14 protein-coding genes are annotated in these 15,790 nt (G+C 70.2%); 4 read left to right on the forward strand and 10 right to left on the reverse strand.

All coding sequences use genetic code 11. The annotated features are described in order from the left end of the window. Positions 1-168: 168 nt before the first annotated feature. Together ACGFIB_RS21115 and ACGFIB_RS21120 are read right to left on the reverse strand one after the other, a co-directional pair. The gene (locus ACGFIB_RS21115; protein WP_357244907.1) at positions 169-735 is read right to left on the reverse strand and encodes a GNAT family N-acetyltransferase; all 567 of its coding nucleotides are present in this window, start codon (positions 733-735) and stop codon (positions 169-171) included. 21 nt (positions 736-756) lie between these two features. Further along, positions 757-2,346: a tetratricopeptide repeat protein gene (locus ACGFIB_RS21120; RefSeq protein WP_357244909.1), complete on the reverse strand. Its 1,590-nt coding sequence runs from the start codon at positions 2,344-2,346 to the stop codon at positions 757-759. Positions 2,347-2,680: 334 nt separating this feature from the next. Between ACGFIB_RS21120 and ACGFIB_RS21125 the strand changes: the two genes are divergently transcribed. The 4 genes from ACGFIB_RS21125 to ACGFIB_RS21140 all read left to right on the forward strand — a co-directional run bounded on the left by ACGFIB_RS21125 (position 2,681) and on the right by ACGFIB_RS21140 (position 6,409). Further along, entirely contained in the window at positions 2,681-2,941 is a 261-nt protein-coding gene (locus ACGFIB_RS21125) for a hypothetical protein (RefSeq protein WP_142572173.1), read from the forward strand. Between the two features lie 457 nt (positions 2,942-3,398). Next, positions 3,399-4,409, forward strand: coding sequence for a mechanosensitive ion channel family protein (locus tag ACGFIB_RS21130; RefSeq protein ID WP_393374202.1), 1,011 nt, complete (start codon positions 3,399-3,401; stop codon positions 4,407-4,409). A 35-nt stretch (positions 4,410-4,444) separates the two neighbouring features. Continuing rightward, entirely contained in the window at positions 4,445-4,828 is a 384-nt protein-coding gene (locus tag ACGFIB_RS21135; RefSeq protein ID WP_393374204.1) for a globin, read from the forward strand. Between the two features lie 30 nt (positions 4,829-4,858). Next, a complete protein-coding gene (locus ACGFIB_RS21140; RefSeq protein WP_393374207.1) occupies positions 4,859-6,409 on the forward strand; it encodes a glycoside hydrolase family 13 protein in 1,551 nt (516 codons plus the stop codon). A gap of 121 nt (positions 6,410-6,530) precedes the next feature. Here the strand turns inward: ACGFIB_RS21140 and ACGFIB_RS21145 are convergent, their stop codons facing one another. The 8 genes from ACGFIB_RS21145 to ACGFIB_RS21180 form a co-directional block, all read right to left on the reverse strand. After that, entirely contained in the window at positions 6,531-6,968 is a 438-nt protein-coding gene (locus ACGFIB_RS21145; protein ID WP_229689732.1) for an acyl-CoA thioesterase, read from the reverse strand. Positions 6,969-7,053: 85 nt separating this feature from the next. Next, positions 7,054-8,718 (reverse strand): energy-dependent translational throttle protein EttA, encoded by a 1,665-nt coding sequence (gene ettA, locus ACGFIB_RS21150; protein ID WP_357244915.1) that lies wholly within the window; start codon positions 8,716-8,718, stop codon positions 7,054-7,056. Between the two features lie 10 nt (positions 8,719-8,728). Beyond that, entirely contained in the window at positions 8,729-10,030 is a 1,302-nt protein-coding gene (locus tag ACGFIB_RS21155; protein ID WP_393374211.1) for a GGDEF domain-containing protein, read from the reverse strand. Between the two features lie 259 nt (positions 10,031-10,289). After that, complete coding sequence (locus ACGFIB_RS21160) at positions 10,290-10,883, reverse strand: pyridoxamine 5'-phosphate oxidase family protein (protein WP_393374213.1); 594 nt, start codon at positions 10,881-10,883, stop codon at positions 10,290-10,292. A gap of 130 nt (positions 10,884-11,013) precedes the next feature. Then, positions 11,014-11,952: a dioxygenase family protein gene (locus ACGFIB_RS21165; protein WP_393374216.1), complete on the reverse strand. Its 939-nt coding sequence runs from the start codon at positions 11,950-11,952 to the stop codon at positions 11,014-11,016. After that, positions 11,949-13,001, reverse strand: a complete 1,053-nt coding sequence (locus tag ACGFIB_RS21170) for a maleylacetate reductase (protein ID WP_393374219.1) — start codon at positions 12,999-13,001, stop codon at positions 11,949-11,951. Before ACGFIB_RS21170 ends, ACGFIB_RS21165 begins: the two co-directional genes overlap by 4 nt. A gap of 221 nt (positions 13,002-13,222) precedes the next feature. Continuing rightward, positions 13,223-13,984 carry a single-stranded DNA-binding protein gene (locus tag ACGFIB_RS21175; protein WP_393374221.1) on the reverse strand — a complete coding sequence of 254 codons (762 nt, stop codon included), beginning with the start codon at positions 13,982-13,984 and terminating at the stop codon, positions 13,223-13,225. 158 nt (positions 13,985-14,142) lie between these two features. Then, positions 14,143-15,774: a GTPase gene (locus ACGFIB_RS21180; RefSeq protein WP_393374223.1), complete on the reverse strand. Its 1,632-nt coding sequence runs from the start codon at positions 15,772-15,774 to the stop codon at positions 14,143-14,145. Positions 15,775-15,790: the final 16 nt, after the last annotated feature.

Raw genomic sequence — 15,790 nt, forward strand, 5'->3', positions numbered from 1 at the left:
CTCGGGTGGTCCCTCACCCCTTGTGGATCACGCTCGCGGTGCCGCTGAGCTTGGTCGTCCCCGGCTTACGGATAATGATCTTCTTCATCACGCCTCTTTCCCCACTCTTGTGGACAAGGCACAAGTATTCGCAGGGATCAGCTATCCGCCAAGGGATGGAAGCATTATCTATCGGGAGAAAAGCGGAGAGACTACGGCATTCAGCTGCTTCTCGATATAAATCACCACATTCTCACCGCACACCTCGCGCCGCAGCTCCCGCCAGCCGGATTTGCGATAGAGCTCCAGCGCGGCGACCTGACGCAGGGTGGTGTCACCACGCAACGTCCGGTAGCCGAGCCGGCTCGCCCGATCCTCAAGCTCCTGCGCGATCCGGGCGCCGTAGCCGCGCCGCTGATGATCGGGGTGGACCCGGAGCCGGCACATCTCCGCCGTGTCGGCGTCGATACGGCGCAGGCCGCCCATCGCCACGAGCCCCGCCCCGGACACCTCGCCCACCAGGAAATCACCCCCCGCGGCCAGGTAGACCTCGGTGATCCGGGGGAAGTCGTCGTCGTAGTAGACGCCGTCACCCGGCACGACGCCCACCTGGGCCAGGCCGACCTGATGGAGGGACCACACCGCGTCGAGGTCGGACCACCGGTACCGCCGGATCCTCAGCGGTGCCGTCCTGCTCTGCCCGCCCCTCACGGGATCTCCCGGCTCGAGATCTCCCGCCAGCGCGTCTCCTGCCACACGTCCTCCTCGGTACCCACGTCACCCGACGTCACGGAGCAGCTCCGGCGGGATCTCGACCCGGCTCTGCTTGATCACCTCGCAGAAGGCCTGGAGCCGGGGCGAGTCGCCGTGCTTGGCCCTGACCTCCTTCACCAGGTCGTACGCCGGTTTGAGCAGCAGGTCGGTCCGGTAGTCCTTGTCGACGAGCTCGATGGCCTCCTGACCCAGCTTGAGCGCCGCATCGACGTCGCCGTCGATGAGCCGGCACATCGCCCGGTCGAACCGGATCAGGGTCTGGTCGAGCAGGTCCTCATCCGTGTACTTGTCGAGCGCCTGCTGCAGGACGACGTCGGCCTCCACCGTCTGCCCCAGCTTCACCAGGACGTCGCCCTGGTAGAAGTAGAGCTGCCGCTCGGTGTAGCCGAACGCCGGATCCTCCCGGTCGCTGTCGTTCATCTGCTGGAAGGCCGCCCTGGCGCGATGCAGGGCCCGCTTGGCCTGTTCGACCACCTCGTGCCGCGAGCCGTTGACACCGGCGATCTTCGCCAGCGCCCTCGCCTCGACGACGGGCGCCATGGCCCGCGCGGCACAGGGGGTGTGGCCGGCCAGGTCGCGGCTCTTCTTCGCCAGCGTGAGCGCCTCGCGCGGGTCGCCGTAGTAGAGCGGGACCAGCGCCTCCCGGGCGGTGACCCAGGCCCGCAGGGCCCGATCGCCGGTCTCGTCCGCCGCCATCCGGCCCGTACGGAAGAACGACCGGGCCATCCGCTGGTCCCCGAGGTCGATCATGATCATCCCCGAGAGCCCGGCGAGCTGGGCGGCCATCCGGCACAGCCGCTCCTGCACGTCGATGGGCTGCCGTCGGTCCAGGGCCTTGCGCACAGCGGTGAACTCCAGCATGACGTCACAGAGCAGCCGTACGGGCGGGGTGTTCATGTACTGCCGCCCGAAGCCGAACGTGGCCTGCTCCCACTGGTCCAGCATCGCCGGCGAGACGGTGGCCATGACCATCGTCTCGTCCATGCGCCGGCGGAGGTTCTCCACCGCGCCGAGCACCTCTTCGTTGAGCTCCTTGAGCCCAGCCGCCCCGACGGTGCCGCCGGCGAGGAGCCTCAACAGCGTCCTCCGTAGCACGTTCTCGTCCTCCTCGCCCCCGTCCACCGGATGGGTGCCGCCGCCCGACGGGGCCTGCGCGCCCCACGGAGCGGGTGAAGTGATGGGTCTGTCCTGTTCAGGAGCACCGCCACCTGATTCGGCCAGGTGTCCGTGGCCGCAGATGCACGGGCTTTCGAACCCCAGGGCCGGGGGTTCCACCCGGTAGACCGAGCACAGGTAGTGGAGATACTCCGGGCCGGGCCGCTTCATGCCCGACTCGTACGCGGACAGTAGCGTCTCGCCGATGCCGGGGACGGCCTTTCCGTCTCTCTCGAAGAGCGCACGCACCTGCTCGATCACGTCGGCGAGCGCCACACCGTGTGAGAGGCGATGCGCCTTGATGCGAGTCGTGCCGAACTGCGCTCCACAGTCGTCGTGGATCTCCTTGGCGATCTCGGCCAGGCTGCGCCCGGCTGCCAGGCCTCGCGCCCGGATCCGGCGCGCGGTCTCCGTCTCTCTGTGTTGCCTGCCGGACATTCCGGCCCCTCTCTCGTGGCCGGCCGCACTCGCAGCCCGTGGTCTCGAGCGGTCCTCACCTAGTGACGGAGAGTGACGCACCCGTCGCGCTCCGACCACACCATAATGATGGACCATAGTTGGCGCGGCCAAGCCCCCAACTTGAACGTGCCGACTAAGGATCGTCCCCCGATAGGGGTTTTCTTTCAACTGACACGGGTTTTCCTCCACCACAGCGGCTTGTCGCCCTCGTTGACCAGAGCACTTCTGTGAGCCATCTTTGGCGCACCAGAGTGAACAGGCGGAGACGGAAAGTACACATTCCATCCGCGAACGAAATGAAGGAGGACCTACGGTGGGGGAGGACGATTTCCGGCATCTGGAACATTTGGTGGCCGAACTTGATGCGCGGGGGCTGCTCGCGCGAGTCGTTCGCACCCCGTCGGGCCGCGCCTACGTACGCGTGATCAATCCCGACGCGACGAGCCTCACGGAGAACGTCGTCTGCCAGGCGGCCGACTACTGGTGGTCCTGGGGTGAACGGATGCACCGGGCCGACGACCCCGCCGGAGCGGCCACGAAGGTGGCCCGCGTGCTTGCCGCGGTGAGCGAGTAGGGGAAGGCGGCGGCCCGGGTGACGGTGAAGTCGCCGTGGCCGCCGCATCCACCGCGGCCTCAGGGGGCGGGCAGGACGCCCGGTGCGGAGCGTGGCCGTCGTGCCGCCCCGGCGCGACGGCTGTGCTGCGGCGTCCCGCCCGCCCCGACCCCGTCCGCGTCCCGCGGGCGGGCCGACCGGCTCGCCGGTCGGCATCGACCGCCGTCCGGCCCCGTCGAGCAGGTGGGGCCGGACGGTGATCGAGGGGATCCCCGCTTGGAGAACGGCGCCGGGCGCGCTTCCGGGTGCGCGCCCGCGCCCTGCCACACCGTCACTGGAGCGTGTCCGGTCCGCCCTCCGCGGCCCCGGACGGGACGCGTTCCCGTCTTCCCCGGCGATGTGACGGAGGCCGGATCAGTCGGCAGTATTGGCTACGTTCATGACCTGCCGTTGAACCGATCCAAGGGGGATCCACCTCGTGTTACCACTGTCGCCCGCGACGCCCACCCCAGCGCCGACCGTGCCGGATCTCGATGTGATCGGCGAGCAGGTGGCAAAGGCGTGTGACAACAACGACGGCATCTTCTGCACCGTCCTGAACAGCACCTTCCCGGAGAAGGACTTCCCCGCCTGGGTGCAGCTCGTGGCGGGCATCGTGGACGTGCTGCTGCTGATCGCCCTCATCCTGGCCGGAGCGCTGGTCGTCCGGAACGTCGTGCACCGGCTGATCACCCGGCTCACCGTGCGGGCCAGCGTCGGCGTGCTGCCGGAGCGGCTGCGCGGCAAGACCGTGCTGACGAGCACGGAGGCCGCGGCGGCGATCATGACGGAGCGCCGCAGGGCACGCGCCGAGACAATGGGCTCGGTGCTGCGGAGCCTCGCGTCCGTCGTGATCCTGGGCACCGCGGCGTTGATGGTCTTCGCGAAGCTCGGGGTCGAGCTGGCGCCGCTGCTCACGAGCGTCGGCATCATCGGTGTGGCGGTCGGCTTCGGCGCCCAGGAGCTGGTCAAGGACTTCATCGCCGGCATGTTCATGCTCCTGGAGGACCAGTACGGCGTGGGCGACGTGATCGACACCGGGGTGGCCGTCGGCACGGTGGAGGCCGTCACGCTCCGCATCACCCGCCTGCGCGATGCCGACGGCAAGGTCTGGTATGTGCGCAACGGCACGATCACCCGCATCGGCAACGAGTCGCAGGGCTGGTCTCGGGCCCTGGTGGACGTGCCGGTGCCGTACGACAGCGACGTGGCGACGGTCCGCGAACTGCTCAACGGCCTCGCACACGACATGTGGGAGGACCCGGACTACCGGGACACGGTCATCGTCGAGGAGCCGCAGGTCTTCGGCCTGGAGTCGGTCTCGGGCTCGTCCGTCATCTTCCGGATCAGCGCGAAGACCGTGCCCGCGCGGCACCTGGAGGTCGCCCGGGAGCTGCGCCTTCGGGTGAAGCGGGCCTTCGACGACAAGAGCCTCGTCTTCGCGGCCTGACCCTTACCGTTCGGTAGCTGACTTAGGCTGAAACCGTGACCAGCGAGCAGACCCTGTCCTTCTACGAGGCGATCGGCGGTGAGGAGGCCTTCGAGCGCCTCGTCCACCGGTTCTACGAGGGCGTCGCGGAAGACCCCCTGCTGCGCCCGATGTACCCCGAGGAGGACCTCGCGGGCGCGGAGGAGCGGCTGCGCCTGTTCCTCATCCAGTACTGGGGCGGCCCGAGGACCTACAGCGAGCAGCGCGGCCACCCCCGCCTGCGGATGCGGCACGTGCCGTTCGTCGTCGACGAGGCGGCACGAGACGCCTGGCTCCGGCACATGGGCGACGCCGTACGCTCCCTCGGCCTGCCGGCCGAGTACGAGAACCAGCTGTGGGACTACCTCGTCTACGCCGCCCACAGCATGGTCAACGCATAAGTAACGGAAGCAGCGGGCAGCCAAAGACTCATGGAAACAACCCCTTGGTGGCGTGATGCCGTTGTCTATGAGATCTATGTCCGCAGCTTCGCCGACGCCTCCGGCGACGGCACGGGCGACCTGGCGGGAATCCGCGACCGCCTGCCGTACCTCGCCGAGCTCGGCGTCGACGCGATCTGGCTGACCCCCTTCTATCCCTCCCCCATGGCCGACGGCGGCTACGACGTGGCGGACTACCGCGACGTCGATTCGTTGTTCGGGTCGCTGGCCGACTTCGACGACCTGGTCGCCGACGCGCACGCGCACGGCCTGCGGCTGATGGTCGACATCGTGCCGAACCACAGCTCGTCGGCTCACCCATGGTTCCAGAAGGCCCTGGCGGCCCCCAGGGGCTCCCAGGAGCGCGAGCGGTACATGTTCAGGGACGGCGGCCCCGAGGGCGGTGGAAGCGGCCACGGAGAGCCGAACAATTGGCTGTCGACCTTCGGGGGCCCGGCCTGGACCCAGGTGCCCGAAGGGCAGTGGTACCTCCACCTGTTCGCGCCCGAGCAGCCCGACTTCAACTGGCGCAACCCGGAGGTGCGGGAGGAGTTCCTCGACGTCCTGCGGTTCTGGCTCGACCGGGGGGTGGACGGCTTCCGGATCGACGTCGCGATGGGCCTCATCAAGGCAGAGGGGCTGCCCGACACCAATCCGGGCTTCACCTCAAGGTCGCCGATCTGGAGCCGGCCGGAGGTGCACGACATCTATCGCGACTGGCGACGGGTGCTCGACTCCTATCCCGGCACCCGTGTCGCCATCGGCGAGGTCTGGACCGACTCGGCCGAGGACCTCGCGTTGTACGTGCGGCCCGACGAGCTGCACCAGAGCTTCAACTTCGCCTGGCTGGAGGCCCCCTGGTCGGCCACGGCCTTCAGGAAGGTCATCGACGACACCCTCAAGGCCGTCGGCTCGCCGACCTGGGTGCTGTCCAACCACGACGTCGTACGGCACGTGACCCGCTACGGCCAGGGGTCGCTCGACCCACAGGCCGGTCCGGCCCGGGCCCGCGCGGCGCTGCTCTCCATGCTCGCCCTGCCGGGGTCGGCCTACCTGTACCAGGGTGAGGAGCTCGGGCTGCCCGAGGTCACCGACCTGCCTCCGGAGGCGCGGCAGGACCCGATTTTCGCGCGGTCGAACGGCGAGGTGCCGGGCCGCGACGGTTGCCGGGTGCCGCTGCCCTGGTCGGGCACCGAGCCGCCGTACGGCTTCGGGTCCGGCGGGTCGTGGCTGCCGCAACCGGCGAACTGGGCGGACCTCACGGCCGAACGGCAGGCGGCGGACCCGTCCTCGACGCTGTGGTTCTACCGACGGGCGCTGCAGACGCGGCGGGAGCTGCGCGGCACGCTGCCCGACGCGATCACCTGGCTGGAGTCGCCGGAGGAGACGCTGTTCTTCCGGCGGGGCCGGCTGCTCTGCGTGATCAACTGCGGCGAGGGCGCGGTGGCGCTCCCGCCCCACGACCAGGTGCTGATCACCAGCGGTCCGCTCGACGGCACCGCTCTTCCCGCCGACACGGCGGCCTGGCTGCTCACCGGCTGACCGCGCCCCGCCTCCGGACAGGCCACCCTCTCCGGACCGGCCTTGGCTTCCCGACCGGCCACCGTCTCCGACCGGTCCACCGTCTCCGGACCAGGCCGCCGCCTCCGGCCATCGCGGCCGGTCACGGAGCGAGGGCGGTGAACCGCTTGAGGTAGGCGAGCTCGTCCTCGTCGAGCCTGCGGGGGCGGGCCTCCGCGGCGTCGTAGGCCACCAAGACCGTGCGTGCCTCGGCGTAGAGCGTCTCGTCGTCGCGGATCTCGTACGCGAGGGTGAAACGCACACTGGAGATCTCGGTGACCCACATCTCGACGCGGACGGGATCGGCGCGGAAGGTCAGGGGCCGCCGGTAGTCGATCTCATGCCGGGCGACCACCAGGTCCTGCCGGCGGCCGGCGAGCTCGCGCGGCCGCTCCCACAGCATGGACACCCGCGCGTCCTCAAGGTAGTCGAGGAAGCGGACGTTGTTGACGTGGCCGAAACTGTCGATGTCGGCGAAGCGCACCTTGCGCTCGAAGACGAAGCGGGTCAGCTGCTCTGGAGGATGGCGTAGCTCGGTCACCGGTCAAACCTAACGGGCCCCCGTCCCCCGCCGTGGCGGCGGGGGACGCAGGCGACAGGCCCGCGAACGGGCAAGGGAACTCGGATCAGTCGCGGGTGAGCTTGCGATAGGTGACGCGGTGCGGGCGGGCGGCGTCCGCGCCCAGCCGCTCGACCTTGTTCTTCTCGTAGTCGGCGTAGTTGCCCTCGAACCAGAACCAGTTCGAGCCCTCTTCCCACGCCAGGATGTGGGTGGCGATGCGGTCGAGGAACCACCGGTCGTGCGAGGTGATCACCGCGCAGCCCGGGAAGTCGAGCAGCGCGTTCTCCAGGCTGGACAACGTCTCGGTGTCGAGGTCGTTGGTGGGCTCGTCCAGCAGCAGCACGTTGCCGCCCTGCTTGAGGGTGAGGGCGAGGTTGAGCCGGTTGCGCTCGCCGCCGGACAGGACCCCCGCGAGCTTCTGCTGGTCGGGGCCCTTGAAGCCGAACGCCGCGACGTACGCCCGCGAGGGCATCTCGACGTTGCCGACCTTGATGTGGTCGAGCCCGTCGGAGACGACCTGCCAGACGTTCTTGTTCGGCTCGATGCCGGCCCTGCTCTGGTCCACGTAGGAGATCTTGACGGTGTCGCCGACCGTGATGGACCCGGTGTCCGGAGTCTCGGACCCCGTGATCATCCGGAACAGCGTGGTCTTGCCGACGCCGTTCGGGCCGATGATGCCGACGATGCCGTTGCGCGGCAGGTCGAAGGACAGCTCGTCCATCAGCAGCCGGTCGCTGAAGCCCTTGCTCAGCTTCTCGGCCCGGATGACCGTCGTGCCCAGGCGGGGGCCCGGCGGGATCTGGATCTCCTCGAAGTCGAGCTTGCGGTACTTGTCGGCTTCGGCGGCCATCTCCTCGTAGCGCTGGAGACGGGCGCGGCTCTTGGTCTGGCGGGCGCGCGCGTTGGAGCGCACCCACTCCAACTCCTCCTCCAGGCGCTTCTTGCGCTTGACGTCCTTCTGGCCCTCGACCCTCAGACGCGCGGTCTTGGCCTCCAGGTAAGTGGAGTAGTTGCCCTCGTAGGCGTAGCACCGGCCGCGGTCGAGCTCCAGGATCCAGCCGGCCACGTTGTCGAGGAAGTAACGGTCGTGGGTGACGGCCAGAACGGTGCCGGGGTACTTCTCCAGGTGCTGCTCCAGCCACTGGACGCTCTCCGCGTCGAGGTGGTTGGTGGGCTCGTCGAGCAGCAGCAGGTCGGGCTGCTCCAGCAGCAGCTTGCACAGGGCGACCCGGCGCCGCTCGCCACCGCTGAGCGTGGTCACCTCGGCGTCGGGCGGCGGGCAGCGCAGCGCGTCCATGGCCTGTTCGAGCTGGCTGTCGAGGTCCCACGCGTTGCTGTGGTCGAGCGCGTCCTGCAGGCGGCCCATCTCCTCCAGCAGCTCGTCGCTGTAGTCGGTGGCCATCTGCTCGGCGATCTCGTTGAACCGGTCGAGCATCGCCTTGGTCTCGGCGACGCCCTCCTCGACGTTCCCGAGCACGGTCTTGGACTCGTTGAGTGACGGCTCCTGCAGCAGGATGCCGACGGTGAAGCCGGGCATCAGCCGAGCATCGCCGTTGGACGGCTGCTCCAGGCCCGCCATCATCTTGAGCAGCGTCGACTTGCCCGTGCCGTTCGGGCCCAGGACACCGATCTTGGCGCCCGGCAGGAACGACAGCGTGACATCGTCAAGGACCACCTTGTCACCGTGCGCTTTGCGCACGCGCTGCAACGTGTAGATGTACTCCGGCATACCTTCAAGCCTAGGGGATCGCACCGGCAGCGCCGTCCGCGCTGCGCGGGGGTGGGGCCACTGGGGCGGCGGGGAGGCAGACCCTGTCCCTGCCGAGCTCCTTCGCACGGTAGAGCGCGAGGTCGGCCGCGGCCAGCAGTTCGATCAGGTCCTCACCGTGAACGTTCATGATGGCCACCCCGGCGGAGACCGTGACCGTGACCATCGCCTGCTCGGTGGGGACCACCATCCGGCCGACGCGGGTGCGCAGCCGCTCGGCCACCCGCCTGGCCTCGTGGACGTCCGCGCCGGGCAGCAGCACGACGAACTCCTCTCCGCCGAACCGCCCCACCACGTCGTACTCGCGCAGCTGCGTCCGGAGGGCGGCCGCCATCTGGGCGAGGACCTGATCGCCCACCAGGTGGCCGTAGGTGTCGTTGACCTTCTTGAAGTGGTCGATGTCGACCAGGACCAGCGCGAGGGCGTCCCCGGTCCGCTGGGCCCTGGCGATCTCCGTGTCCGCCTCCCGCTGCCAGGCGGCCGCGTTCAGCAGGCCCGTCTTCGGATCCGTACGGGCCGCGGCCTGGAGCTGGGCGTGCAGCAGGCTCCGCTGGAGAAGCACGACGGGCGGCAGCACGAGCAGCAGCAGCGCCAGATTGAGGCCGCAGACGACCGCGACGAGCACGCCGAGGCAGAGCTCGACCGCGTCGAGCAGGACGCGTTCGCGGTCCCACAGGACCTCGCACCAGCGGCCCTCCGGGTCGGACGCGTGCGCCGCCACCGCGATCAGAGCGGTGTTGAGCACCGTGAACAGCACCGCGCAGGCCGCCGCGACCGCGATCGGCCCGCCCTCCCCCGCCGACAGGTGTTGCGGGACGTGGACCCAGTGATGGAAGACGACCGAGGCGGAGGCCGCCGCGAGTCCGATCGCCGCCGCGCTGAACACGCGGCGGTACAGCACGGTCGCCCGCACCCTGAGCTGCAGCAGGATCTGCATCGGTATGGGCGCGAGCAGGGCGTAGACCGGCGGAAGCAGGAACGCCACCGGCAACCACCAGGCGGACAGCAGGTCGCGGGACACACCGGCGGGCATGCCGAGGCGGCGGGTCGCCTCGATGCACACCGCACCGCACGCGGTGAGCGCCCCGAACATGGCGAGGTGGTGAGCGTGGAGCGGGGTCGCCTTCGCCAGCACCGCGATGAGGACCGCGTCGAAGGCCACGATCGCACAGACGTAGGCCACGAGGGCGGGCGGCTGGGCCAGCAGCGGCCAGCGACTTCGCAAGCAGATCGCGCTTCGCGGCCTGGCCGAGGTCTGACCGGTTGCCGTCATCCCGCCCCCCAGTAGCCGAAGCCAGTCTCACGATGAGTAACACAATAGTTGCGGAGTGTGCGATGCGCGACGGGAACCACTACCTTGGCACGATGGCCATCTGCATCCGATGGGCCGAGGAGGCGTCTGCGGCGGTTTACCCGACCTGCCTGGCGCCGGCTCCGGCGCAACCGGGTCGCGCAGGCTGCGCCCGTGCCCGCGGAGTCGCCCAGGGCGGCCAAGAGGCGGCCGAGAGCAGGCCGGCTCCACCCGCCGGATGCTACGCGGTGGGGGGAAGCGGCGGCAACGGCAGGGGCAGACCCGGCAGGCCGTCGACACTGGTCGCGACGTGCTCCTTCTTGTGGAAGTACGCGTCGAGCGACTCGTCGGTCTCGCGTTCGAACCGCGAGCCGTGCAGCGGACGGTCCCCTTCGTAGGTCATGAACGGGACGGCGTACCCGCACGTGTCACGGATCTTCTCGGCGGTCACGACGATGATCGCGCGCAGGCCGTGCCGGGCGGGGTCGATGTCCGGAAAGCAGCGCATCAGACCGGCCCAACGGGGATCGTCGCGGAAGACCGGCTCTCCGCGACCGTGCACCCGCACGATGGTGGGAGGGCCGTCGAAGGCGCACCACATCAGGGTGATGCGGCCGTTCTCGCGGAGGTGGGCGATCGTCTCGGCGTTGCTGCCGGCGAAATCCAGGTAGGCCACGGTGAGTTCGTCGATCACGGCGAACGAACCGGTCAGGCCCTTGGGTGAAAGGTTGACGGTGCCCTCGCCGGCCAGCGGCGCGGTCGCGGTGAAGAAGATGTGCTGCGCCTCTATAAAGGCGCGCAATCTGCCATCTATCCGCTCGTAGCTCTTCCCCATGGCCCGATTATGACCGGGGCGCGACGCAGAGGCGGGGACGGCGCGGTGGGAGCGAGGGCGTGGGAGCGGGGACGGCTCAGGGTCGCGAACACCGAAGTCCTCGGCGGGGTCCCACGACGAGGGATGCGGGTCAGACGCCCGGCGGGGCGAGCACGATGTCGAAGCGCACCCTGGTCCAGGTGCCTTCGATCATCCGCCCGTCGGGGGTCGGAGTGCCGGCCGGCTGCCGATCGAACTTCTTGATCAGCGACTCCTTGACCCCGAAGACGGAGTCGTTCCAGCCGATCGGGTCGCCCTCGGGAAAGACGTGCGTCACCAGCGTGCGCCCGCTTTCGTGGCTGACCATGAAGTGCAGGTGCGATGCCCGCAGCGGGGAGCGGCCGACCGCGGTGAGCATCTGCCCGACCGGGCCGTCGTCCGGGATCGGGTAGGGCGTCGGGGTCAGCGCCCAGAACCGGTAGCCGCCGTCCTCGGCCGAGAACAGGTGACCGCGTGCGGAGCGCCTGGGCACGTCGTACTGCACGTCATAGAGGCCGGCCTCGTCGGCCTCCCAGACCTCGATGCGCGCGCCCTCGAGCGGGTTGCCGTCGGTGTCGGTCACCGTGCCCTCGACCCAGCAGGGCTCTCCCGGCGCGCCCAGGGCGACGTCGCCGCCGAGCCCGACGTGCGGGGCGTCCTCGACGAAGAACGGGCCGAAGACCGTCGCCTCCGTGGCGTCCTTGTACGCCGCGTTGTTGACGTTGATGGTCTGCATCGAGGCACCGAGGGTGTCCGACAGCAGGATGAACTCCTGACGCACGTCGTTGGTGATGTGACCGGCCCTGGTGAGGAAGTCGATCGCGGCGCCCCACTCCTGCTCGGTCAGTCGCACCTCGCGGATGAAAGCGTGCAGGTGCTCGACCAGGGCGACCATCAGCTCCTTCAGCCTCGGGTCGGGGCAGTCGGCGAAGGAGGCGACGACGTTCTCGACCAGCTTGGCCTCGACGGCCTCCTGCCCGGCACCGATCTCCCGATGGACGCGGCCCTGAGTGCCGGCCTGGGCCGATCCCGGGTTCCCATGGATGCTCATCGACGCTCTCCTTCCCACGCGGCACGCAACAGCGCAGTGAGGTTCTCTTCGGTCACGGGGGTCGGGTTGCCGGCCGGTAGGGCGGCCATGATCGGCGCGACCGCCTTGGTGATGCCTTCTTCGGGCATCCCGTAGTCCTTCAGCGCACGCGGCGCGCCGACCTCCGCCCGCAGCGCCGCCAGCCCCTCGACTGCGGTGGCGGCGCCGAAGGCCGCCGCCATGCGCCGCTCGGCCTCGGGCGCGCCCGGAGCGTTGAAGGCCAGCACGTGCGGGAGCACGACAGCGTGGGTCTGCGCGTGGGGCAGGTCGAACATGCCGCCGAGAACGTGGCAGATCTTGTGGTGCAGTCCCGAGCCGGCCGACGCGAACGCGACCGCGGCGAGGTAGGCGCCGTACAGCGTCTGCTCGATGCCCTCGATCGCGCCGCCGTCCGCCGTGACGACGGGCAGCCCGGCGGTCAGTGCGCGGATGCCCTCGCCCGCCAGCGCCCGATCGACCGGGTCCGCCCGCGGTCCCCACATCGAGTCGACGCAGTGGGCCAGTGCGTTGAGCCCCGACGCCACGCTCATGTCCGCGGGCAGCAAGGTGAGCAGCCCGGCGTCGTAGACGATCGAGCGCGGCAGCACCTTGTCGTCGGCGCCGGTGGTCTTGGTCCCGCCCTCGGTCAGGCCCCAGACGTTGGTCGCCTCGGAGCCCGCGTAGGTGGTCGGGACGGCGATGACCGGCAGGCCGGTCGTCATGGCGACGGCCTTGCCCAGCCCGGTGGCCGACCCCCCGCCCACGGTGACCACGACGTCGGCCTCGGCGGCCGCGGCGGCCCTTCGCGCCCGGCCGGCCACCTCGACCGGGACGTGCATGACGACCTCCTCATGCCGCAGCACGACCGGCAGCCGTGCCGCGATCGAGTCGGCGAGGGCGGCCGCGCGGCCGGAGGCGATCAGCATGACCCGCCGGGCGCCGAGGAGGGAGACCTCCTCGGCCACCGCCTCCGGCGAGGCGCCGGAGGCGAAAACGACGCGCTGCGGCAGCGTCGCGTGGACGAACCTCATGCCCGCCCCAGCGGCTTCGGCGGCGCCGCGCACAGAGCGCCGGCCGGGTCGTCGGGCAGGCTCATCGCACGCCGGGCGATGTGCGCGTCGGGGCGGACCAGCAGCACGCCTGACTCCTCTGTCTCTCGAAGTTTGGCCCGGTCATAGTACAGATCGGTGATTTCAGGACAGGGATCGACCCGGCCAAGACCCGTGAGGCCCTGAGGTCCGTGGACACCCCACTAAGCCGCCAGTGCGGGCGGGAGCCAGGCGGCGTCGCCGTTGTCCCGCACGGCACGTTCCGGGTCCGTCGCCCCGTCCGAGGCCGGGTCCGTCACCCCGTCCGTCGTGCTTCCCGTTGTGCCTTCCTCGGCGTCGATCTCCGCCGCTCCGCCGGTCCGCGGCGCCTCGTCGCCCTGCCAGGCTCCGGCGGCCGCCAGCGTTCCGGCCACCGACGAAGCCGCGTCGTTCGCGCCCCGCGCGCCGACGAGGGCGTCGAACGCCTCGTCGTCTCCGCCGCCAACGGACGCCGCGCTGGGCCCACTGAGCCCGCTGGAACCGCTGGGAGCGGTCAGCTCCCATTCCCGCGTCGCGTCTTCCATCGCGTGGCGCTCGCCGTCGCTCGGCGCTCCCGCCGAGTAGGCCCGGATCGGCTTCTCGAACGTGGCGATGCCCCACTTCAGGTCATGGCCCACCGAGCTGGCCTCGATCTCCGCCCAGAACCGCTGCTCGCCGTCGCGCTCGAACTGCTTGATCCGCAACTTGCCGTACACCACGACCGGGTGTCCCCTGCGGATCGACTGCTGCACGTTGTCCGCCAGCCCGCGGTAGCAACGAACGGTGTAATAGGTGGTGTCCCTGGTCTGCCAGGTGTTGGTCTGCTGGTCGAGGACGCGCCTGTTGACGGCCATCCGCATCGAGGTGACACGCGAGCCGTCGCGGAACTGATACTGCCGGGGGTCGTCGGTGACGTTCCCGCTCAGCGTGACGTAGATGTCGTTCATCGAAGTGCCTCCCCGGCCCGGTCACTCGCCGGGCTCGGGGGACACACTGGCCGCGCATCGCACCGCCTCACGGGCCAGAAACCCGTTCTGTGGACGAGGCCACGCCTGTGGACAACCCGCCTGGTCGCCTGCTGGTACGCAGGCGGGCGGCGGACCGTTCAGCGCCGGGTGGCCGCCATCGCGCCGAAATACTCGTTGTAGCGGTTCAGCTCGCGCTCGACCGGCTCGACGACCATGTTCTGCGCCAGGACGCCCACACGGCGTCTCATGTCGCGCTCAAGCCGGTCGCGTTCCTTGCCCGCGGCGAGCACCACGAAGTTCTTGCTCGCCATGGCCGAGAACAGGCCGAGCCCGAGGACGCTGATCATCATCAGCCCCACCCAGGGCAGCACGGCCACGTCACCGAGGACCTCGGCCGGCGGACGGCCCGCCTTGAACACGCCGTACGCCAGGATCGCGCCCGCCCAGACGAGGCTCGCGACGAACATGACCACCAGGAGGTACTGCCAGATCTTCAGGAGCCACCACCAGACGGGCACCCGGTCGAGCGGCGGAGCCACCTCCGCCAGCTCCTCCGACAGCGCCTCGGGAAGCTCGTCCACCCGCGAGCGGGCCGCCTCGCGGACGCCGTCGCGCCACACCTCCGGCATGCCGGCCGTCAGCCCGTCGGCGAGCGCCTGCACCGCGTTGTCCACTTCGGCGGGCTGAGCGGTGACCGAACTCGCGACAAGGCCGCGGATGTCGTCCTTCACGCCCCCCAGCCGCAGGCTCTTGAGCGGATCGGGCCGCAGCCGGGCCGCCCAGCGCGCGTACGGCCAGCCGACCCAGTCGGCCGACCGGACGGCGTGCACGTTCTCGAGCGCCTCACCGAGAGCGGAGACGCCGACGGCGTCGCACAGCGCTTCGGCCAGCCCGGCACGCCGCGCGCCGTCCACCGTGGACTCCACCCGCAGCAGCTCCGGCACGTCCTTCACCAGGCGCAGCACCAGCCGGTCGAGGTCGGCCTCCAGGCGCTGGTAGGCCGCCCGCCGGGCGGCCACGGACTCGGCCAGGACGGCCTTCAGGCTGTCGACGCCCTTGCCGGTGGTCGCGGACGTCGCGACCACCCGGGGATGGGCCACGCCCTCGCGCCGGAGAAGGTCCTCCAGGTCGGCCACGCACTCCGCCTGCTCCTCCGGGGTGAGCCGGTCGGACTGGTTCAGCACGAAGACCGTCACCGCGTCGTGCCCGGTCAGCTCGGTCACGTAACGCCGGTGCACCGAGGCGTCGGCGTACTTCTGCGGGTCGAGGACCCACACGATGAGGTCGGCCGTCTGGATCAGCCGGTGGGCCTCGTGGTCGGTGAGCGCGCGGATCGAGTCGTGGTCGGGCAGGTCGAGCAGGATCAGCCCGTGCAACTGGCTCTCGCCCTTGTCGAGGGCGCTGGCGCGGGCGAACCGGTGCCGCCACTGGATCTGCAGCCAGTCGAGCAGCGGGCCCGCGCCGTCGATGCCCCACACGCAGGCGTGGGTGCGCGCGGTGGTCGGCCTGCGTACGCCGATGGGCGAAAGCTCCAGCCCGGAGACGGCGTTGAACAGGGACGACTTCCCGCTGCCCGTGCCACCGGCGAGCGCGACGACCGTGTGGTCGGACGACAGCTTGAGCCGGTCGCCCGCGCGCAGCAGGAGCTGGGCGGCATCCGTGACCAGCGCCGGGTCGAGCCGGCCCTGCCCCAGCTCAACGATCCTGGCCAGGGCGGCGAGCCTGGAGCCGAGCCCGTGCCGCCTCTCGGCGGTGCTGACAGCCGTCATGGATTCCTCACCGTGG

Source organism: Microbispora bryophytorum (genome assembly GCF_043197435.1).
Taxonomy (GTDB): domain Bacteria; phylum Actinomycetota; class Actinomycetes; order Streptosporangiales; family Streptosporangiaceae; genus Microbispora; species Microbispora bryophytorum.

What these genes read in the sequence shown, in the direction of transcription:
- ACGFIB_RS21120 (WP_357244909.1), bottom strand. Translation starts at nt 2,346, where the DNA reads ATGTCCGGCAGGCAACACAGAGAGACGGAGACCGCGCGCCGGATCCGG.
- ACGFIB_RS21140 (WP_393374207.1), top strand. Translation starts at nt 4,859, where the DNA reads ATGGAAACAACCCCTTGGTGGCGTGATGCCGTTGTCTATGAGATCTAT.
- ettA (WP_357244915.1), bottom strand. Translation starts at nt 8,718, where the DNA reads ATGCCGGAGTACATCTACACGTTGCAGCGCGTGCGCAAAGCGCACGGT.
- ACGFIB_RS21155 (WP_393374211.1), bottom strand. Translation starts at nt 10,030, where the DNA reads ATGACGGCAACCGGTCAGACCTCGGCCAGGCCGCGAAGCGCGATCTGC.
- ACGFIB_RS21160 (WP_393374213.1), bottom strand. Translation starts at nt 10,883, where the DNA reads ATGGGGAAGAGCTACGAGCGGATAGATGGCAGATTGCGCGCCTTTATA.
- ACGFIB_RS21165 (WP_393374216.1), bottom strand. Translation starts at nt 11,952, where the DNA reads ATGAGCATCCATGGGAACCCGGGATCGGCCCAGGCCGGCACTCAGGGC.
- ACGFIB_RS21170 (WP_393374219.1), bottom strand. Translation starts at nt 13,001, where the DNA reads ATGAGGTTCGTCCACGCGACGCTGCCGCAGCGCGTCGTTTTCGCCTCC.
- ACGFIB_RS21175 (WP_393374221.1), bottom strand. Translation starts at nt 13,984, where the DNA reads ATGAACGACATCTACGTCACGCTGAGCGGGAACGTCACCGACGACCCC.
- ACGFIB_RS21180 (WP_393374223.1), bottom strand. Translation starts at nt 15,774, where the DNA reads ATGACGGCTGTCAGCACCGCCGAGAGGCGGCACGGGCTCGGCTCCAGG.